At 69.8% G+C, this 18,160-nt stretch carries 19 protein-coding genes and 1 tRNA gene; 10 read left to right on the forward strand and 10 right to left on the reverse strand.

Annotated elements, in window-relative coordinates; all coding sequences use genetic code 11:
• Positions 1–31 precede the first annotated feature (31 nt).
• From lpdA to ABZT47_RS20175, 4 genes are all read left to right on the forward strand, one after another.
• Positions 32–1,432 carry a dihydrolipoyl dehydrogenase gene (gene lpdA, locus ABZT47_RS20160; RefSeq protein WP_354843962.1) on the forward strand — a complete coding sequence of 467 codons (1,401 nt, stop codon included), beginning with the start codon at positions 32–34 and terminating at the stop codon, positions 1,430–1,432.
• 105 nt (positions 1,433–1,537) lie between these two features.
• Complete coding sequence (locus ABZT47_RS20165) at positions 1,538–2,047, forward strand: RICIN domain-containing protein (protein ID WP_354843965.1); 510 nt, start codon at positions 1,538–1,540, stop codon at positions 2,045–2,047.
• A gap of 10 nt (positions 2,048–2,057) precedes the next feature.
• Positions 2,058–2,561 (forward strand): RICIN domain-containing protein, encoded by a 504-nt coding sequence (locus ABZT47_RS20170; protein WP_354843968.1) that lies wholly within the window; start codon positions 2,058–2,060, stop codon positions 2,559–2,561.
• A gap of 77 nt (positions 2,562–2,638) precedes the next feature.
• Entirely contained in the window at positions 2,639–2,842 is a 204-nt protein-coding gene (locus ABZT47_RS20175; protein ID WP_354843971.1) for a DUF6203 family protein, read from the forward strand.
• 19 nt (positions 2,843–2,861) lie between these two features.
• Here ABZT47_RS20175 and ABZT47_RS20180 read toward each other — a convergent pair whose 3' ends face one another.
• Both ABZT47_RS20180 and ABZT47_RS20185 read right to left on the reverse strand, forming a co-directional pair.
• A complete protein-coding gene (locus ABZT47_RS20180) occupies positions 2,862–4,145 on the reverse strand; it encodes an AI-2E family transporter (protein ID WP_354843974.1) in 1,284 nt (427 codons plus the stop codon).
• 156 nt (positions 4,146–4,301) lie between these two features.
• Positions 4,302–4,772: a hypothetical protein gene (locus ABZT47_RS20185; RefSeq protein WP_354843977.1), complete on the reverse strand. Its 471-nt coding sequence runs from the start codon at positions 4,770–4,772 to the stop codon at positions 4,302–4,304.
• Positions 4,773–4,962: 190 nt separating this feature from the next.
• Here ABZT47_RS20185 and ABZT47_RS20190 point away from each other — a divergent pair, with 190 nt between their 5' ends.
• Together ABZT47_RS20190 and ABZT47_RS20195 are read left to right on the forward strand one after the other, a co-directional pair.
• Positions 4,963–5,496, forward strand: coding sequence for a peptidylprolyl isomerase (locus ABZT47_RS20190; protein ID WP_354843980.1), 534 nt, complete (start codon positions 4,963–4,965; stop codon positions 5,494–5,496).
• Between the two features lie 185 nt (positions 5,497–5,681).
• On the forward strand, positions 5,682–6,557 hold the full coding sequence (locus ABZT47_RS20195) for a rhomboid family intramembrane serine protease (protein WP_354843983.1): 876 nt from the start codon (positions 5,682–5,684) through the stop codon (positions 6,555–6,557).
• Between the two features lie 126 nt (positions 6,558–6,683).
• Here the strand turns inward: ABZT47_RS20195 and ABZT47_RS20200 are convergent, their stop codons facing one another.
• Positions 6,684–6,929: a cell division protein CrgA gene (locus tag ABZT47_RS20200; protein WP_354843986.1), complete on the reverse strand. Its 246-nt coding sequence runs from the start codon at positions 6,927–6,929 to the stop codon at positions 6,684–6,686.
• Between the two features lie 252 nt (positions 6,930–7,181).
• On the opposite strand from ABZT47_RS20200, the gene ABZT47_RS20205 reads away from it, so the two are divergent.
• The 3 genes from ABZT47_RS20205 to ABZT47_RS20215 are packed head-to-tail and all read left to right on the forward strand — an operon-like array spanning position 7,182 to position 8,580.
• Positions 7,182–7,796, forward strand: a complete 615-nt coding sequence (locus tag ABZT47_RS20205; protein ID WP_354844612.1) for a class E sortase — start codon at positions 7,182–7,184, stop codon at positions 7,794–7,796.
• Between the two features lie 56 nt (positions 7,797–7,852).
• Positions 7,853–8,011: a hypothetical protein gene (locus ABZT47_RS20210; RefSeq protein WP_354843988.1), complete on the forward strand. Its 159-nt coding sequence runs from the start codon at positions 7,853–7,855 to the stop codon at positions 8,009–8,011.
• The gene (locus ABZT47_RS20215) at positions 8,008–8,580 is read left to right on the forward strand and encodes a gamma-glutamyl-gamma-aminobutyrate hydrolase family protein (RefSeq protein ID WP_354843990.1); all 573 of its coding nucleotides are present in this window, start codon (positions 8,008–8,010) and stop codon (positions 8,578–8,580) included. Before ABZT47_RS20210 ends, ABZT47_RS20215 begins: the two co-directional genes overlap by 4 nt.
• A 239-nt stretch (positions 8,581–8,819) precedes the next feature.
• Here ABZT47_RS20215 and pknB read toward each other — a convergent pair whose 3' ends face one another.
• The 7 genes from pknB to ABZT47_RS20250 form a co-directional block, all read right to left on the reverse strand.
• Positions 8,820–10,688, reverse strand: coding sequence for a Stk1 family PASTA domain-containing Ser/Thr kinase (gene pknB, locus ABZT47_RS20220; protein ID WP_354843992.1), 1,869 nt, complete (start codon positions 10,686–10,688; stop codon positions 8,820–8,822).
• Positions 10,689–10,770: 82 nt separating this feature from the next.
• Positions 10,771–12,321 (reverse strand): serine/threonine-protein kinase, encoded by a 1,551-nt coding sequence (locus ABZT47_RS20225; protein WP_354843994.1) that lies wholly within the window; start codon positions 12,319–12,321, stop codon positions 10,771–10,773.
• On the reverse strand, positions 12,318–13,772 hold the full coding sequence (locus tag ABZT47_RS20230; protein WP_354843996.1) for a penicillin-binding protein 2: 1,455 nt from the start codon (positions 13,770–13,772) through the stop codon (positions 12,318–12,320). The genes ABZT47_RS20225 and ABZT47_RS20230 overlap by 4 nt, the downstream gene beginning before the upstream one ends.
• A complete protein-coding gene (locus ABZT47_RS20235; RefSeq protein WP_354844615.1) occupies positions 13,769–15,112 on the reverse strand; it encodes an FtsW/RodA/SpoVE family cell cycle protein in 1,344 nt (447 codons plus the stop codon). The genes ABZT47_RS20230 and ABZT47_RS20235 overlap by 4 nt, the downstream gene beginning before the upstream one ends.
• A 30-nt stretch (positions 15,113–15,142) precedes the next feature.
• Positions 15,143–16,435 (reverse strand): Stp1/IreP family PP2C-type Ser/Thr phosphatase, encoded by a 1,293-nt coding sequence (locus ABZT47_RS20240; RefSeq protein WP_354843999.1) that lies wholly within the window; start codon positions 16,433–16,435, stop codon positions 15,143–15,145.
• Positions 16,432–16,899 (reverse strand): FHA domain-containing protein, encoded by a 468-nt coding sequence (locus tag ABZT47_RS20245; protein WP_354844001.1) that lies wholly within the window; start codon positions 16,897–16,899, stop codon positions 16,432–16,434. Before ABZT47_RS20245 ends, ABZT47_RS20240 begins: the two co-directional genes overlap by 4 nt.
• Before the next feature lie 17 nt (positions 16,900–16,916).
• Positions 16,917–17,657 (reverse strand): DUF3662 and FHA domain-containing protein, encoded by a 741-nt coding sequence (locus ABZT47_RS20250; protein WP_354844003.1) that lies wholly within the window; start codon positions 17,655–17,657, stop codon positions 16,917–16,919.
• A 93-nt stretch (positions 17,658–17,750) separates the two neighbouring features.
• Here ABZT47_RS20250 and ABZT47_RS20255 point away from each other — a divergent pair.
• Positions 17,751–17,833, forward strand: a tRNA-Leu gene (locus ABZT47_RS20255).
• The last annotated feature ends 327 nt before the right edge of the window (positions 17,834–18,160 follow it).

Genomic DNA, 18,160 nt, shown 5'->3' on the forward strand with positions numbered 1-18,160 from the left:
GCACGCGCCGGTACCACATATGGTCCGGTGCATGACTGCTCATTATGACGTCGTGGTGGTCGGAGCCGGCCCCGGTGGGTATGTCGCGGCCATCCGGGCCGCCCAGCTCGGCCTGAGCGCGGCCGTCGTCGAAGAACGCTACTGGGGCGGTGTCTGCCTCAACGTGGGCTGCATCCCCTCCAAGGCGCTGCTGCGCAACGCCGAGCTCGCCCACCTGTTCACCCAGGAGGCCAAGACCTTCGGCATCCACGTGGAAGGCAAGGTCACCTTCGACTACGGCGAGGCGTTCAAGCGCAGCCGCAAGGTCGCCGACGGACGCGTCAAGGGCGTCCACTTCCTGATGAAGAAGAACGGCATCACCGAGTACGACGGCCGGGGGACCTTCACCGACCCCCACACGCTGCAGGTGGCCCGTTCGGACGGCGGCGCCGAGACCGTGACGTTCGACCACTGCATCATCGCGACGGGCGCGACGACGCGGCTGCTCCCGGGCACCTCCGTCAGCGACCGGGTCGTCACCTACGAGGAGCAGATCCTCAGCGACGCCCTCCCCGAGAGCATCGTCATCGCCGGCGCCGGCGCCATCGGCGTCGAGTTCGCCTACGTCCTGCGCAACTACGGGGTCAAGGTGACGATCGTCGAGTTCCTCGACCGCATCGTGCCCCTGGAGGACGAGGAGGTCTCGGCCGAGCTGGCGCGCAGGTACAAGCGGCTCGGCATCGAGGTGCTGACCTCCACCCGGGTGGAGGACATCGACGAGTCCGGCGAGAAGGTCAAGGTCACGGTGTCGAGCGGCGGCGAGCGGCGCACGCTCGAGGCCGACAAGGTGATGCAGGCCATCGGCTTCCAGCCGCGCGTCGAGGGCTACGGGCTGGAGAACACCGGCGTGCGCCTCACCGAGCGCGGCGCCATCGACATCGACGGGCTCTGCCGCACGAGCGTGCCGCACATCTTCGCCATCGGGGACGTCACCGCCAAGCTCATGCTGGCGCACGCGGCCGAGTCCATGGGCATCGTCGCCGCCGAGACCATCGCCGAGGCCGAGACGATGGAGCTCGACTACGTCATGATCCCGCGCGCCACCTACTGCCAGCCGCAGATCGCCAGCTTCGGGTTCACCGAGGCCCAGGCGCGCGAGAAGGGCTTCGAGGTCAAGGTGGCGAAGTTCCCCTTCACCGCCAACGGCAAGGCGCACGGGCTCGGGGACGCCGTGGGGTTCGTCAAGATCCTCAGTGACGCCCGGTACGGGGAGCTGCTCGGCGCGCACCTGATCGGCCCCGAGGTCACCGAGCTGCTGCCGGAGCTGACCCTGGCCCAGCAGTGGGACCTCACCGTCAATGAGGTGGCGCGCAACGTGCACGCCCACCCGACGCTCGGCGAGGCGGTGAAGGAGGCGATCCACGGCCTGGCGGGCCACATGATCAACATGTGATTCCCCGGGACGCGCCGACGTGTCAACCGCACCGGTGTCATCACTTGGCGTGTAGCTTCGACTACCGAGAGTAGCGACGCGTACACGTGAAAGGGATCGGACATCATGCGGGGGAAGTTCATCAGAGCGGCTCGGACGTTCGCGGTCGCCTCCGGTTGCGCGGCGGTCCTCGCCGCCGCGACGGGCGCCTCGCCCGCCGTGGGCGCGGCCGCGGCGCCCGGCCCCATCCGCAACCACGCCAACTGGCGGTGCCTGGACGCCGATCTCAACACCATCGGCCGCAACGGCACCAAAGTGCAGCTGTGGAACTGCAACGGATGGAACAACCAGAAGTGGACCTACGACGTGCGGACGCACACGATCCGCAGCCAGTACAACGGCCGCTGCCTGGACGCCGACCTCAACACCATCGGCGGCAACGGCACCAAGGTCCAGCTCTGGGACTGCAACGGCTGGAGCAACCAGAAGTGGATCTACGACGCCATCAGCCACACGATCTACAGCATGTACAACGGGCGGTGCCTGGACGCCGACCTGAACGGCATCGGCGGCAACGGCACCAAGGTCCAGCTCTGGGACTGCAACGGCTGGGCCAACCAGAAGTGGACCATCTGAGGGGCCTGAGATGCGACGCCACCTTCTCGCAGCGGTAAGGACGCTCCTCGTCGCGGCGGGCTGCCTCGCCGCCACCGCCACCGCCGCCTCGGCGACCGCCGGCGGCGGCGCCGGGAGCGGCCCCATCCACAACCGCGCCGACGGCCGCTGCCTGGACGCCGACCTCGGCCGCATCGGCAGCAACGGCACCCGCATCCAACTGTGGAGCTGCAACGGCTGGGCGAACCAGACCTGGAGCTACGACCCGGCCACGCACACCATCAGGAACCTGGTCAACGGCCGCTGCCTGGACGCCGACCGCGGCAACCTCGTCAGGAACGGCACCCGGGTGCAACTGTGGGACTGCAACGGCGGCGCCAACCAGCAGTGGCTGTACGACCGGCGCAGCCACGCCATCTACAGCCTGGCCGGCGGGCGGTGCCTGGACGCCGACCTCAAGGGCGTCGGGAGCAACGGCGCCCGCGTCCACCTGTGGGACTGCAACCGCTGGAGCAATCAGAAGTGGAGGCTGTGACCGCGCGGGCCCCGCACCAGCATGTTCACCGGTCCGGAGGGTAGAGGCAGGCGCAACGACCGGACCGAGGAGAACGCATGAAGAAACTGCTGAAACTCGTGGCGACCCGCTGGCTGGCCCGCACGCCGTTCGGGCTCGTCGTCCTCGGCGTCGGATGGTGGCTGATGCGCAAGCGCCGCGGCGACCAGCCCGGCGAGCGTCGCGACGCGCTGCGCGAGCCCGGCCGCTCGTCCCGCAACCCGTACGCCGGCCGGCGTCCCGTGGCGGGCGGCCGCCGGTAAGGGGCACGGGCTCCCGCGGTCACACCCGTTCCTGGCGAGGGAAGACCACTTCTCTCACCAGGAGCAGGACCGCGGCCGCCAGCGGGATGCCGAGCAGCGCGCCGACGATGCCGAGCAGCGCCCCGCCGAGCAGCGCGCCGATGATCGTGGCGACCGGCGGCACCGCGACCGACGACTTGAACACCGGCGGCGAGATCACGTAGTTCTCGATCTGCTGGTACACGATGAAGAAGATCACACACGCGATGCCGACCTGCACCGAGGTCAGGAATCCGACGCCGGAGGCCACCACGGCCCCGGCCACCGCCCCGACCATGGGGATGAGGTCGGTCACGGCCACGAAGATGGCCAGGGCCAGCGCGTAGGGCACCTTGAGCACCGACAGGAAGACGAAGGTCACCCCGCCGGCGATCAGGGAGATGATCAGATTGCCGGCGACGTAGCCGCCGATCTGCCTGAGGATCTCGTCGCCGAGCAGCCGCACGCGCGTCCGCCGGGAACGCGGGACCAGCCGGTACCCGGTCTCCTTGATCGAGTGCAGCGAGCCGAGGAAGTAGAGCGTCAGCACCAGCACCGTCAGCCCGCTGAACAGCGCGCTGATCACGACGCTCGCCACGCCGAGCAGGCCGCCGAACATCTGGCTCGCCAGACTGCCGCTGGTCACGTACTGCTGCAGCTTCTCCAGCACCTGGTAGCGCTGGTCGACGGAGCGGATCACCGGGTGGTTCTGCAGTTGCTGGACGTACTCCGGCAGGTGCTGGATGAAGCCGGTGGTCTGGTCGGTGAGCGGGGGCACGATCGCCAGCCCGAAGGCCACGAAGAACGCGATGACCCCGCCGAACACGATCGTGATCGCCAGGCGGCGCGACAGGTTGCGGCGCTGGAGCGCCTCCACGGCCGGGTTGAGCCCGATCGCCAGGAACAGCGAGACGATGATCAGCACGATGGCGGACCCGGCGGAGGCGATGGACTGCACGAGCAGCCAGGCGGTGAGCACGCCCAGGGCGGCGGTCAGGCCGAACATGAACGGGTTGCTCCGCAACGGACGGCCGGGCCGGCCGAACGGCTGCTCGTACTCCTTGGGGTCGATCTTGCGGGGCTCTCCCGCGCCGTCGCCGGCCGGGTCGCCGGCCGTGCGGGACACCTCGGAGGAACCGGAGGGCGCCGCGGGGCGGGGGTCGCCGGCCACGCCCGCGTCCGTGGGTGCGGCGTCGGACGCGCCGGGGTTCTCGGCGCCTTCCGCGGGGAACGAGGGGAACACGCTGGAGATGTCTGCGCGCTCGGAGCTGCCAGTGTCGGACACGCGTCCTTGCTGCCCGGCGGAGGCGGGTTCAGTCCCGCTCCGTGCCTGATAAATGCCGGAATTTCGCGATATGGACTATCGGCTGCGACGCGTGACCGCCCCCAGGACGGCAGGAAGCGCCCCCCGGATGCTCCGGAGGGCGCCTCGCCGCTCGGTTCAGTACATCTTGCGCGAGGTGTCGTCGGCCCTCATGCCGCCTTCCTCGGCGCCGCCCATGTCGTCCACCCTCTCGCCGGGCCACCTGCTGGCATCGGCTCCGGTGTCCTTCATGGTGTCGGCCCACTGGCGGCTGTTGTTGCGGTAGAGCACGATGCCCACCGCGCAGGCCGCCACGCCGGCCGCCAGGGCGAGCATCGACCAGCGGCTCCGCCGTTTGATCGACGGAGCCGGATCGACGCGCTCGGCGGCGCGGGCGAGGAACGCGCTGACCTTCGGCGCGATCTCGTCCTCGACCGAATGAGCCGCACGGTCGAGCATGGGCGCCGCCCAGACGCGGGCGTCCTCGATGCGGTGCGCGGCGACCTCGCGGGCGGTGTGCGCCATCGGACGGACCTGGTCGGCCGTCCGCATGGCCTGGGTCTTCATCCGATCCATCCGCGTGGCCGCCATCGGTATGACCATGCTCACACGGCGTCTTCTCAGTGTCAGGGACACGATAACCTCCCCTGTCCTCGGGGCCCTGCAGGCTCACCTTCCCGATCGAAAGCGGCTCAATCCTGACGCGGCATGGGAGGATGCGGGGTAGGCCATTGCGCCATAGTGGACGAAACAACGCAAAACCGACGGGTAACCCGACATATCGAAGGGGGCAGCCCCCGTGGCTGAGAATCTCATCGCAAAACTCCGCACCACTCTGGGTGACGTCAAGCTCCGTCTCTTCCCCGACCACGCGCCCAAGACCGTGCGCAACTTCGTGGAACTCGCCGAGGGCACCCGCGAGTGGACCCACCCCGAGACCGGGCAGAAGACCAACGACAGGCTGTACGACGGCACGATCTTCCACCGGGTCATCCAGGGCTTCATGATCCAGGGTGGCGACCCGCTCGGCCAGGGCATCGGCGGCCCCGGCTACGACTTCGACGACGAGATCCACCCCGACCTGCGCTTCGACCGCCCCTACCTGCTCGCCATGGCCAACGCCGGCAAGCGCTTCGGCCGGGGCACCAACGGCTCGCAGTTCTTCATCACCGTCGTCCCCACCCCGCACCTCAACGGCGCGCACACCATCTTCGGCGAGGTGATCGAGGGGCAGGACGTCGTGGACGCCATCGTCAAGACGCCGACCCGGCAGGACCGCCCGCTCACCGACGTCGTCATCCAGGAGGTCGTGATCGAGCGCGTCCAGTCCTGAGGCGGCCGCGCCCCGGCGGCCTCGGCCGCGAGGCCGCCAGGGGCACACCTCCACGGCCGCACCCTGATGCGGCCATCCACGGCCGCACTCGGATGTGGCGATCCATGGCACCGCGCGCTCGCCGGCGTGCGTAGGGTGGCAGTCTGTGGATAGGCGCGCACAGGTGAAGGGGCCTCGAACAGGCGATGACCACTCAGCCAGACCACCCCAGTCCGTCCGACCGGCCGCAGGACCACTCCGAGCCCGGTCCCTCTGACGCGGTCCCCACCTGTTACCGGCACCCCGACCGCGAGACCTACGTGCGGTGCCAGCGGTGCGAGCGGCCCATCTGCCCCGACTGCATGCGCGAGGCGGCGGTCGGCCACCAGTGCGTCGAGTGCGTGCGCGAGGGCAGCCGCACGGTCCGCCGCGCCGAGGCGCCCTTCGGCGGCAGGCCGGTGACCACTCCGATCGTGACGTGGGCCCTGCTGGCGATCAACGTGCTCGCCTACCTGGGCGAGGTCGTCGCTCCGGCCCAGGTGCTCGGCCGCTTCGAGATGTCGTCCTACGACGTCGCCATGGGCGAGTGGTGGCGGCTGATCACCGGGGCCTTCCTGCACGCGCCCCCGCCGTCCTACTGGCACATCCTGTTCAACATGTGGGCTCTGTTCGTCATCGGCCCGCAGCTTGAGAGGATGCTCGGCTCGGTGCGCTTCGCGAGCGTCTACCTGCTCGCGGCGCTCGGCGGCTCGGTCGCCGTCTACCTGTTCGGCTCGGCGGCCGTCGGCGCCTCCGGGGCGATCTACGGGCTCTTCGGCGCGATGTTCGTCGTCGCCCGGCGCCTGGGCTACGACGCCCGGGGCGTGATCTGGCTGATCGGGATCAACGTGGTGCTGACCTTCGTGATCCCGGGCATCAGCTGGCAGGGCCACCTCGGCGGCCTGGTCACCGGAACGCTGGTGACCGCGCTGTTCGCCTACGCGCCCTCGGGAAACCGCAAGGCCGTGCAGCTCGGCACGGTGCTGGTGGTGCTCGCGGCCTGCGTCGCCCTGGTGGCGCTCATGCCCCCGCTCGGGGCCTGAGCGGGGGACGCTTCCCGGAGGAGCCCCGGGCTTGCTTCCCCAGGTTGTGGATAAAACCTGTGGAAAACGTCACTCGCCGTGCGCGTCCGGTCGTGACCGGTTCGGCCGCCGGCGAGTGGACACGCCTCAACGCCAGCGGGTGGACAGCACCACACCGAAGATGATCAGGACGAAACCGACGCCCAGGTTCCAGTTGCCCAGTGCGGCGATGCCGGGCGTGGTCGGGGCGATGTAGAAGACCGCGATCCACAGGATGCCGATGATCCAGGCGACGACCATCGTCGGCGCCAGCCAGCGGGGGCTCACCTTGACCTGCTGCGACTTCTGCGGCGGGGTGTAGACCGCCTTCTTGCGGGTGTTGGACTTGGGCACGGCAGCTCTCCTGGTGGGGCCCGCGCGGTGTCGCGGGCACTGGCAGCCAGCGTAATCGCTGGCCTGTGAAGACCGCAGTAAGCCTAGTCGGCGTAAGCGGCGAACGGCGATTCACGCGCAAAAAGTAAGTCAAGCGCCGATCGTCGCCGGGACGCCGCGAGGGGTCCTGCCTACGCTGGCTTGCGCAGGCGTGATCCGCACGCCTCCTCCGCTACTCCGGATATGTCGTGATTATGCCTTCTGGCGGTGGATATGAGGACCCTGCTGCGCACCTGCGGCGAGCTCAGCGTGACCGCCGGGGTGGCCATGCTCCTCTTCTGCGCCTACCTGCTCTGGGGCACCGGCTCCTACACCGAGTGGTACCAGCACATCCTCAAGCAGCAGCTCCGGCAGACCGCCAAAGTGGCCAAGCTCGGCAAGATCCACCTCGGCGACGCCGTCGCGATGATCCGCATCCCCCGCCTCGGGCGCGACTACGAATACGCCGTCCTGGAGGGCGTCGGCCAGGAGGACCTGCGCCGCGGGCCGGGACACTATCCGGGCACGGCCCGTCCCGGCAAGGTCGGCAACTTCGTGCTGTCCGGCCACCGCACGACCTACGCCGCCCCCTTCAACCGCATCGACGAGCTGCGCCGGGGCGACGCCATCGTCATCGACGCCCCCGAGGCCCGCTACACCTACCGCGTCTCCGGCAAGCAGGTCGTCACGCCGGACCAGGTGGACGTCATAGCGCCGGTGCCCAACCGCCCGGGCGCGCGTCCCACCGAGGCCGTCATCACCCTCACGACCTGCCACCCCGAGTACTCCGCCCGGGAGCGGCTGGTCGTCTACGGCGTCCTGTCCGCCAAGCGCGACCGCCGCACCTGACGGCGGCGCCCCTGCCCGACACTCCCACCGGATCTTTCCAGGAAGCGAGGCGGCCGATGTACGGATGGCTCTGGCGGGTCATCCCCGGCGGAACCGGGGTCAAGCTGGCGACGATGCTCGTGCTGGCCGGTGCGGCGGGGGTCGTACTCTGGTATTTCGTGTTCCCTTCCCTGGAGCCGCACATGCCCGTCGACCGGGCGACCGTAGGCCGATGAGCCGCGTGCTCGTGGTGGACAATCACGACAGTTTCGTCCACACGATCGTGCAGTACCTCCGCGAGCTGGGCGCCGACTGCGACGTCCGGCCACGCGACCATGTGCGCCTGCGGGACGCCGAGGGCTTCGACGGCGTGCTCATCAGCCCCGGCCCCGGAACACCCGAGGCCGCCGGGGTGAGCGTGCCCCTGGTGGGCTTCTGCGCCGAGCGCGACCTCCCCCTGCTCGGCGTCTGCCTCGGGCACCAGGCCATCGCCGTCGCCTACGGGGCCGCCGTGGCCCGGGCCCCCGAGCTGATGCACGGCCGCACGAGCGAGATCGTCCACGACGGCGAGGGCGTGTTCGCCGGGCTGCCCTCGCCGGTCACCATGACCCGCTACCACTCGCTCGCCGTCGTCCCCGGCACCCTGCCCGAGACGCTGACCGTCACCGCCGCCACCGGCACCGGCGTCATCATGGGGGTGCGGCACGCCACCGCGCGGGTCGAAGGCGTGCAGTTCCACCCCGAATCCGTGCTCTCCCGGCACGGGCACGAACTTCTCGGAAATTGGCTCGCCCAAATCGTGTAACGCCGGGCGGCTCTGAGACGACTACCGAATGAGGGTCTCCGCCGTCGCCCCCGAGCGGCGGAGACCCTCTTCTCATGTCCGGCCGCGCGCGCCCCGCCGTCGGCCCGCACTCCCCGCCCTCCTCGGCAGCCCGCCATCTCCGGCAGACCCTTCGCCCCTGGCGGTCGCCTTCGCGCACACGGGAAAGCCCCTCCCCGGACGCCGGGAAGGGGCTCACACCGCGCTGAGCGGACGGTGCGTCAGTTGCCGAAGTTGTCCGGCGGCGGGTCGCTGAACGGGTCGTCGGTGGGCTGCTCGTTCGGGTCGGTCGGCTGCTGGTTGGGGTCGGTCGGCTGGTCGGTGGGCTCGTCGGTCGGGAAGGTCTCCTCCGGCGGCCCCGAGGACACCACCAGCGTGATCGTCATGCCCGGGGTGAGCTTGGAGCCCGGCTTCGGGCTCATGCTGATGACGTTGCCCTGGGGGACGTCCGCGCTGGTCTGCTCGACGGTCCTGACCTTGAAGCCCGCGCCGCGCAGGGTGGCCGTGGCCTCCTTGGCGGTCTGGCCCGTCACATCCGGCACCTCGGTCTGCGCCTTGGGCACGTAGATCTTGACGATGCTTCCCTCGTCGACCTTCTCGCCCGCGGCCGGCTTGCTCTGGAAGACCTTCTGCTGCTCCTTGCCGGAGACGACGCTGACCACCTGCACGTTGAGATTGTTCTTCTTGAGCGTCTCAGTGGCCTCGTCCACCGTGGTTCCGACCACGTCCGGCACGACCGCCTGCTTGATGCCCTTGGAGACCTTCAGCTGGACGGTGGCGCCCTTGGCGGCCTTCTCGCCGGCCGCGGGCTCGGTGCCGATGACGGTGCCCTTGTCGACGTCGGAGCTGAACTCCTGGACGACCTCGACCTTCAGGCCCTGGTCTTCCAGCTTGGCCCTGGCGGCGTCCTCGGTCTGCCCCTTCACCAGCGGGATGGAGACCTCGCTCGCGGTCTGCTGCCCGCCGCCGTCGGAGCTAAGGAAGGCGTAGCCGATGCCGATGAAGGCGCCGATCACCAGCAGCGGGATGAGGATCCACGCGGCGGTCTTGAGCGCGGTGTTGCCGCCGGAGGCGGCCCGCCGGCGCTCGTACCGGCCGCCGCCGCCACCCGCCTGCGTCGGGGCGTACTCGTAGGGCGGCACCGCGTTCGTGCGCTGGGTGGCCGGCCCGCCCGGCGCCTGCAGCGTGCGGGTCTGCTGGCCGGTGTAGTTGTTGTTGCTGATCGCCATCGTGTGCGCGGCGTCGACCGGCATGCCGCTCAGGGCCCGCTGGATGTCGGCGCGCATCTCGGCGGCGCTCTGGTAGCGGTGCGCCGGGTCCTTGGCCATGGCCTTCAGGACGATGGCGTCGGCCCACTTGGGGATGTCGGGGTCGATCTGCGACGGCGGGATCGGGTCTTCGCGCACGTGCTGGTAGGCGATGGCCACGGGGGAGTCGCCGGTGAAGGGCGGCTGGCCGGTGAGCAGCTCGTACAGCACGCAACCGGTGGAGTAGATGTCGCTGCGGGCGTCCACGCGCTCACCGCGGGCCTGCTCGGGCGAGAGGTACTGGGCCGTGCCGATGACCTGCGCGGTCTGCGTCATGGTCGCGGCGGAGTCGGCCATCGCGCGGGCGATGCCGAAGTCCATCACCTTGACGTCGCCGGCGAGCGTGATCATGACGTTGGCCGGCTTGATGTCACGGTGGACGATGCCGCCGCGGTGGCTGTAGTCCAGCGCGCGCAGGATGCCGTCGACCAGCTCGGCCGCGCGCTCCGGCAGCAGGCGCCGGTCGGCCCGCAGCAGGTCGCGCAGGGTGCGCCCGTCGACGAACTCCATGACGATGTACGGCACGGGGGTGGCGTCCGTCATGTCCTCGCCGGTGTCGTACACCGCGACGACCGAGGGGTGGTTCAAAGACGCCGCGGACTGTGCCTCGCGGCGGAAACGGGCCTGGAAGGTGTGATCCCTCGCCAGATCAGAACGGAGTGTCTTGATCGCGACAACTCGGTCCAGCCGGATGTCCCGGGCGCGATACACCTCGGCCATGCCGCCGCGCCCGACGACTCCGTCGAGCTCATAGCGACCACCGAGTAGCCGAGGCTGAGTCATTTCCTGCACAGTCCCTTGCCGTTCATCTTGGGTACCGGCCCGCGGTGCGGCTGCCGGTGTCCATCATCGACCCCCCACCGCATTACGTCTCCCCGTTCGGGGGGATTGTGGTGCTTGCGGATGCACTGGGGCTTGGCGTCTCACTCGGCGTGGGGGTCGGTGTGGGCGTCGGAGTAGGGGTCGGAGTAGCGGACGGGATCGGCGTCGGCGTGCGCGGCCGGGTGGGCGTGGCCGACGTGCTTACCGTAGCCGACCGTGACGCCGACGGCTTGACAGACTTCACCGGTTTGGGTCGAACGGATCCCGCTGACGTGCGCGTCGGCGACGACGACACCGGGCCGCCGGTCACCGGATCGGACGGCGCGCTCGGCCCGCCGTCCGTCCCCAGCTCGGGGATCCCGCCGGTCGCCAGCGCGCCGAACCCGACGGCGGCCGCGCACCCCGCGGCGGCGAACAGCCCGATCGCCCGGCGCCGGCGGCGGCGCCCCGGCGGCGGAAGCGGCCGGGGATGCCCCGGCCCGGGGCCGGGGCCCGCCGGAGGACGGCCGATGCGGGTGGGCGTGGCGGGCGGGACGTCCGCGGTGGTGTCGTCGTACAGACCACCGAAGCCGCCGGCCGCCGGAGTGACCGCGCCGGCCGCCGGAGTGGCCGCTCCGGCTCCCGGAAGGACCGCGCCGGTCGCCGGGAACGCGGCGCCGGCCGGTGGGACGGGCGCGGCGCCGGACCCGAACGGCCGGCCGGACTCCCCGACGGCCCTGCGCACGGCGAAGCCCGACGGATCGGTCAGCATGCTCAGGTGCGAGTCGTGGGCCTTCACCAGCGAGTCGCGCAGCACCATCGCCCGGTCGGCCAGCTCGCGGGCGGTGGGCGGGCGGTGCTCGGGGGCCTTGGCCAGCATGGCCGCGACCAGGTCGCGCACCGGCCGCGGCACGGTCTCCGGCAGCGGGGGCACCTGCTCGTTCAGGTGGCGCAGGGCGATCGTGACCTGGTTGCCGCCGGTGAACGGCGGCTGCCCGGTCAGGCACTCGTAGGCCACCACGCCGAGGGAGTACAGGTCGGTCGAGGGGGTGAGCGTGCTGCCGGAGGCCTGCTCGGGACTGACGTACTGCGCGGTGCCGAGCACGGTGCCCGTCATGGTGATGCGCGAGCCCTCCAGGGCCCGCGCGATGCCGAAGTCGGTGACCTTGATGAGCCCGGCCTCGGTGACCAGCAGGTTGCCCGGCTTGACGTCGCGGTGGATGATGCCCGCCCGGTGCGCCGTGTGCAGGGCGCGCGCGGTCTGGGCGATGACGTCGAGGGTGGCCTCGGGGCTGATCGTGCCGTTGCGGCCGAGGATCGCCGACAGCGGCTCGCCGGTCACCAGCTCCATCACCAGGTAGGCCAGGTCGTCCTGCTCGCCGTAGTCGAAGATCTGGGCGATGCCGGGGTCGGACAGGGCGGCGGTGATGCGCGCCTCGTTGCGGAAGCGCTCGCGGAACTCCGGGTCGGCGGCCACGTGCCGGCGCAGCAGCTTCACCGCGACGTCGCGGGCGAGCAGCCGGTCGGTGGCGCGCCAGACCTCGCCCATGCCGCCGGCGGCGATGCGCCCGGTCAGCCGGTAGCGGTCGTTCAGCACCCGGTCGGCGAAACTCACTGGCCGAGCACCGCCTGCATCACGTCGTGCGCGATCGGGGCCGCGACGACGCCGCCGGTCGCGTCGTTGCCGGCGCTGCCGGACTCGACGAACACCGCGACCGCGACCTTTGGGTCCTCGGCGGGGGCGAAGGCGATGAACCAGGCGTGCGACGCGGCGCCCTTCGCGGTCTCGGCCGTGCCGGTCTTGCCGGCCACGGTGATGTTCGGAAGCTGGGCGGCGGTGCCGGTGCCGTTCTGCACCACGCTGATCATCATCTGGCGCAGCTTGTCGGCGACGTCGGGGCTGATCGCCTCGTCGAGCTCCTGCGGGCGCGCCTTGTCGATCTCGTCGCCGTCCGGGCTGAGGATCTTGTTGACCAGGTAGGGCTTCATGACCTTGCCCTCGTTGGCCACGCCGGCGGCCACCATGGCCATCTGCAGCGGCGTCATCTGGTTGCTGCGCTGCCCGATCGCCGTCTGCGCCAGCGCGGCCTTGCCCTCGTCGGGGCCGATGTCGCTCTTGACCACGTTCAGCGGGATGTTCATCTCCTGGCCGATGCCGAACTTCGCGGCCTGCTCCTGGAGCTTGTCGTAGCCCATCTCCAGCGCCATCGTGCCGAACGCCGTGTTGCACGAGATAGTCAGCGCGTCGATGAGCGTGGCCCGCCCGCCGCACGACTCGCCGTGGTAGTTGCGCAGGCCGATGGTGGTGCCCGGCAGCGGCAGGATGTCCGGCGCGTCCACCGTCGTGTTCACATCGCGCGACTCGTCCTCGCTGAGGTAGGCCGCCGAGGTGATCACCTTGAACGTCGAGCCAGGGGCGTAGGTTTTGCTGGTGGCCCGGTTGATCAGCGGCTCGTTGTCGTCGGAGTTGAGCTTGTTGTAGACCCTGGCGGCCTTGGCCTTGTCGGGCACGGCCATCGGGCTCGGGTCGTAGCTCGGCACCGACACCATGGTGAGCACCGCGCCGGTCTTGGGGTCCAGCGCCACCACCGCGCCGCGCTTGCCGCTCTTCTGCATGCCCTCGTAGGCGACCCGCTGCGCCTTGGGCACCAGGGTCAGATCGATCGCCGCGCCGCGCGTCGGCTTGCTGGTGATCAGGTCGACCGTGCGGCGGACGAACAGGTCGGGGTGGCTGCCGTTGAGGTACTGGTTCTCGGCGTTCTCGATGCCGCGCTCGCTCTCGGGCGCGAAGAACCCGATGACCGGCGCGAAGACCGGGCCGTCGACGTACTTGCGCTGGAAGCGGAAGTCCTTCCCCGCGCCGGTGTCGACCGACTTGGCCAGCGTCTCGCCGCCCGCGGTGATCATGCCGCGCTCGCTCTCGTAGCGGGCGAAGAAGCTGCGCTTGTTGCGGTTGTCCGCGCGGAGCTGGTCGGCCTTGACCGCCTGGAGGTAGTTCACGTTGATCATCAACAGGGCGAACATGGCCAGGCAGGCGACCGCCGCCCGCTTGAGCGTGCCGTTCATCGCTGGAACACCTGCGTCAGCCCTTCGTCCTGGATCGCCTGCGGCGGCGGCCGCCGTGCCGCGTCAGACATGCGTACCAGAAGCGCGATAAGAATCCAGTTCGCCAGCAGGGCGGACCCACCCTGCGACATGAACGGCGTGACCAGGCCGGTCAGCGGGATCAGGTTGGTCACGCCTCCGACGATGATGAACACCTGCCAGGCCAGGATGAACGACAGACCGCCCGCCAGCAGCTTGCTGAACGGGTCGCGGGCCGCGATGGAGGTGCGCAGGCCGCGCTCGACGATCAGCGCGTACACCATGAGCAGCGCCATCAGGCCGGTGAGCCCGAGCTCCTCGCCGGTGGCGGCGAAGATGAAGTCGGAGAACGACAGCGGGATCAGGTACGGGTGGCCCTGGCCGAGCCCGGTGCCGAGGATGCCGCCGGACCCCATGCCGAACAGGCCCTGCATGAGCTGCTCGCTGCCGCCCACGCGGTTGAACAGCTCAGGGTCGCCCGGGTTCAGCCAGACCTGGAAGCGGTCGCCGACGTGGCTGAACAGCTGCCCGGCGACGAACGCGCCGCCCGCGAACAGCAGCACGCCGATGAGCACCCACGACGTGCGCTGGGTGGCGACGTAGAGCATCGCGATGAAGGCGCCGAACAGCAGCAGGGAAGTGCCGAGGTCCTTCTCCAGGACCAGGACTCCGACGCTGACGACCCAGGTGATGAGCACCGGGCCGAGGTCGCGGGCGCGGGGCAGGTCGATGAAGAGCAGACGGCGGCCGGCCAGCGCCAGCACGTCGCGCTTGGCCACCAGGTAGCCGGCGAAGAAGACGACCAGCGCCAGCTTGGCGAACTCGCCGGGCTGGATGGAGAAGCCGCCGACCTGGACCCAGATGCGGGCGCCGTTGATCTGCTTGCCCAGAAAGGGGGTCATGGGCAGGATCAGCAGCCCGAGGCCCACGAAGCCCGCGGTGTAGGTCATGCGCTGCAGCGCCCGATGGTCGCGCAGCACGATGAGCGTGGCGGAGAACATCACGACGCCGAGCGCGGTCCAGAAGAGCTGGGTGTTGGCCGAGGCGAGCTTCGTGGCCAGCTCGAGGCGGTAGATCATCACCAGGCCGAGGCCGTTGACCAGCGTCACCAGCGGAAGAATCAGGGGGTCGGCCCAGGGGGCGAACTTGGCCAGCACGAAGTAGGCGGCCAGCATCAGCCCGCCGAGGCCGAGCCCGTAGCCCAGCATGCCGGCGGGAACCTTGCCGCCCTCACCCAGACCGACGTTGGCGTAGGCGACCATGACGATCGCGACGGCGAAGGCGAGCATGACAAGCTGCGCCCCGCGCCGTTTCGCGGTCATGGGGACGGCCGCGTCGTCTACGGCACTCACTTACGAGGACTCCGTGGGGGTCGGGGAAGCCGTCGGCTGCGTGGTCTTCTGGTCGCCGCCGGACTTGGCCTTGAGGTCGTTGATCTTCGTCTGTCCTGCCTGGAGGTCGGCCACGGGGATGCCCCGCCGCACCTGATCGCGCTCCGGCTCGGGGATGGACGACACCGAAAGGCCGGTGCTCTGCGCGACGGAATTCAGTTGGATCGGTCCGATGGTGGTGTCAACCCCGCGAAACAAGACTAGCTCGTCGCCTTTGGCGCCGACGTAGTACTGGTCCTGTGTCCAGCGGTACCCGAAATAGCCACCACCTCCCACGGCCACCGCGAGAAGCCCCACCACGACCACGGCCATCGGCCACGCGCGCCGCCGCTTGACACGCCGCGGGGCGGCCACGGCGTTCGCCGCCGGGCCGCCCGCGGGTTCGTCATCCAGGTCGTCGTCCACGATCACAGGCTGGGGAGCGGTGATCGTGGACGCGCGCCCCGCCGGCGTGTCGGGAGGCTGGGAACGCAGCCGGTTGGACCCGGCGGCGCCCACGACCGCGGCGTCACCCGCCACGACCTGGCCTTCCTCGATCTCGACGACGTCGGCGACGATGCAGGTGATGTTGTCGGGGCCGCCGCCCCGGTTGGCGAGGTCGATGAGCTGGCGGACGACCTGGTCCGGCTCGTCGACGGTGGTCAGGGTGTGGTGCAGGGTCTCGGCGCTGACGACGCTGGACAGGCCGTCCGAGCAGAGCAGATAGCGGTCGTTGATCTGCGCTTCGCGAAGCGACAGATCTGGATCGACCTCGCCGCTGCCGTCGAGGGCGCGCAGCAAGATCGAGCGCTGAGGATGACTGGCGGCTTCCTCCTGCGTGATCCTCCCGTCGTCCACGAGCGACTGCACCAGGGTGTGATCGTGTGTGATCTGGTACAGCTCGCCGTTGCGGAGAAGGTAGGCGCGGGAGTCGCCGACGTGGACGAGGGCGACGCGGGTGCCCGACCACAGCATGGCCGTGAGTGTGGTGCCCATGCCCTTGAGGCTGGGATCACGGCCGACCATCTCGTGCAGCTTGCGATTGGCGTCGCGCACCGCGGCCTCGATGGCGCTGAGCAGGTCACCCCCGGAGGCGTCCCGGTCGAGGGACGACATGGCGGTGATGGCGACCGAACTGGCCACCTCACCGTGAGCGTGCCCGCCCATGCCGTCTGCGACGGCGAGCAGGCGCGGGCTCGCGTACGCCGAGTCCTCGTTTCCTTCGCGGAGGAGGCCGACGTCCGAGCGGGCGGCGTAGCGGAGTGCGATTGTCATTTGCGCAATTCGATGACGGTTTTACCGATGCGGATCGGCTGGCCGAGGTGCACCGGAGTCGGGCGGGTCACTTTGGAGCGGTCGAGATAGGTGCCGTTGGTCGAGCCGAGGTCTTCCACGATCCACTGACCGTCCTGGGGGAACAGCCGGGCGTGCCGGCTGGAAGCGTAATCGTCGCTGAGAACCAGCGTGGCGTCATTCGCCCGACCGATAGTGATTGGCGTCTCCGTGAGGTTGATGATGGTTCCTTGCAGGGGACCACCCGTAACGACCAGTTGTTTCGGCTCCCCCTTCTTCGGCTTGGCTGGTTGGCGAGCGGGCTTGACGGGTTTGCGCGCGGCCGCGGGAGCGGTCGAGCGTGATCCGAACAAGTCTGTCCGGATCACTCCCACCGCGGCAATCACAAAGAACCACAGCACCGCGAGGAACGCGAGCCGGATCAGCAGCAGAGTGAGCTCGGACATGGACCGTCTGTCTACCCTTAATCGCGCCGGAACACCAGAGTCGTGCGCCCCAAGGTCACGCGGGTGCCGTCCTGGAGCTCGATCCGGCGAACCGGCTGGCCGTTGACGAATGTGCCGTTGGTTGAACCGAGATCGACGAGGGCCACTGTCGGCCCCTCGACCCTGAGCTCGGCGTGGTGCCTGGAGACGCCCGGGTCCACCAGCCGCAGATCGCAGTCGGTGCCCCGTCCGAGGAGCGTCACAGGGGTCGTGAGGTCGAAGGACCGCTGCCCCTGCGGGTCGTCCTGGGTGGACACCAGCAGGCGCGGACGGCCGGCGAACGCGCTCGGCTTGCTCGCCGGGAGATCGCTAACGGGCTGCCGGATCTCGTCCTGCTCGACCGTCGCCCCTCTGATCACCCCCGAGCGGATGCGGAACAGGCCCACCGCCAGATCGTCGGCGGTCTCGAAGCGCACCCGGACAGGTCCCACGAACGAGTACCCCTGCTCCTTGGCGTACTCCCTGGCGAGGTTGGCGAGCTCGTGGCCGATGCTGTCGGCGTACACCTCCAGCCGCTCGCTGTCGGTCGTGGACAGCTCCACCACGAAGTCGTTCGGCACAAGCGTGCGGCCCTGCGCCACGATCGCGGCCCGTTCGTCCATCTCCCGCTGAACCGCGCTGGCGACCTCGACCGGCTGAAGGTCAGATTTGAACGCCCGCGCAAAGGCCCCCTCGACCAAGCCTTCGAGCCTTCGCTCGAAGCGCTGAAGGACTCCCACCGGGTACCTCCCTTCCTCCATCGTCTAGGAGGATCGTATCCGGGTTCGGTGGCATGCACGGATCCGTGCTAGCCTTTGGACCGCACTCAACAAGGGCGAGTGGCGGAATGGCAGACGCGCACGGTTCAGGTCCGTGTGTCCGAAAGGATGTGAGGGTTCAAATCCCTCCTCGCCCACTCGGGCCCCGCATGGTCGAAGCAGAGCTTCTTCCCTCGGGGCCTTTGTGTTACCCCAGGGGGACACCCCCTGGAACCCCCGAGGCCCGCATGGTCGAAGCTGATGCTTCTTCCCAGGGGCGTTTTTTGCGCGCCTGGGTGGTTCGGTGGTGGTCATCGGTCCTCCGGGGTTGCGTCGTCCAAGGAGTCGACCCCTGGAACCCCCGAAGGTTCGAGGTCCCGCGGCTCCCGATGGGCGTTACCCCGCAGGAGGCGCAAGACACCCCTGTGATGAAAGGGCTTCGATCAAGGTAGTCCGCGGCGCCCGGCGAGAGAAGCCCCGCCGGG

Source organism: Sphaerisporangium sp. NPDC005289 (assembly GCF_040607455.1).
GTDB lineage: Bacteria > Actinomycetota > Actinomycetes > Streptosporangiales > Streptosporangiaceae > Sphaerisporangium > Sphaerisporangium rhizosphaerae.

Coding starts and splice junctions, on each gene's coding strand:
- lpdA (WP_354843962.1), top strand. CDS start 32: ATGACTGCTCATTATGACGTCGTGGTGGTCGGAGCCGGCCCCGGTGGG.
- ABZT47_RS20165 (WP_354843965.1), top strand. CDS start 1,538: ATGCGGGGGAAGTTCATCAGAGCGGCTCGGACGTTCGCGGTCGCCTCC.
- ABZT47_RS20170 (WP_354843968.1), top strand. CDS start 2,058: ATGCGACGCCACCTTCTCGCAGCGGTAAGGACGCTCCTCGTCGCGGCG.
- ABZT47_RS20175 (WP_354843971.1), top strand. CDS start 2,639: ATGAAGAAACTGCTGAAACTCGTGGCGACCCGCTGGCTGGCCCGCACG.
- ABZT47_RS20195 (WP_354843983.1), top strand. CDS start 5,682: ATGACCACTCAGCCAGACCACCCCAGTCCGTCCGACCGGCCGCAGGAC.
- ABZT47_RS20205 (WP_354844612.1), top strand. CDS start 7,182: ATGAGGACCCTGCTGCGCACCTGCGGCGAGCTCAGCGTGACCGCCGGG.
- ABZT47_RS20210 (WP_354843988.1), top strand. CDS start 7,853: ATGTACGGATGGCTCTGGCGGGTCATCCCCGGCGGAACCGGGGTCAAG.
- ABZT47_RS20215 (WP_354843990.1), top strand. CDS start 8,008: ATGAGCCGCGTGCTCGTGGTGGACAATCACGACAGTTTCGTCCACACG.
- pknB (WP_354843992.1), bottom strand. CDS start 10,688: ATGACTCAGCCTCGGCTACTCGGTGGTCGCTATGAGCTCGACGGAGTC.
- ABZT47_RS20230 (WP_354843996.1), bottom strand. CDS start 13,772: ATGAACGGCACGCTCAAGCGGGCGGCGGTCGCCTGCCTGGCCATGTTC.
- ABZT47_RS20235 (WP_354844615.1), bottom strand. CDS start 15,112: ATGACCGCGAAACGGCGCGGGGCGCAGCTTGTCATGCTCGCCTTCGCC.
- ABZT47_RS20240 (WP_354843999.1), bottom strand. CDS start 16,435: ATGACAATCGCACTCCGCTACGCCGCCCGCTCGGACGTCGGCCTCCTC.
- ABZT47_RS20245 (WP_354844001.1), bottom strand. CDS start 16,899: ATGTCCGAGCTCACTCTGCTGCTGATCCGGCTCGCGTTCCTCGCGGTG.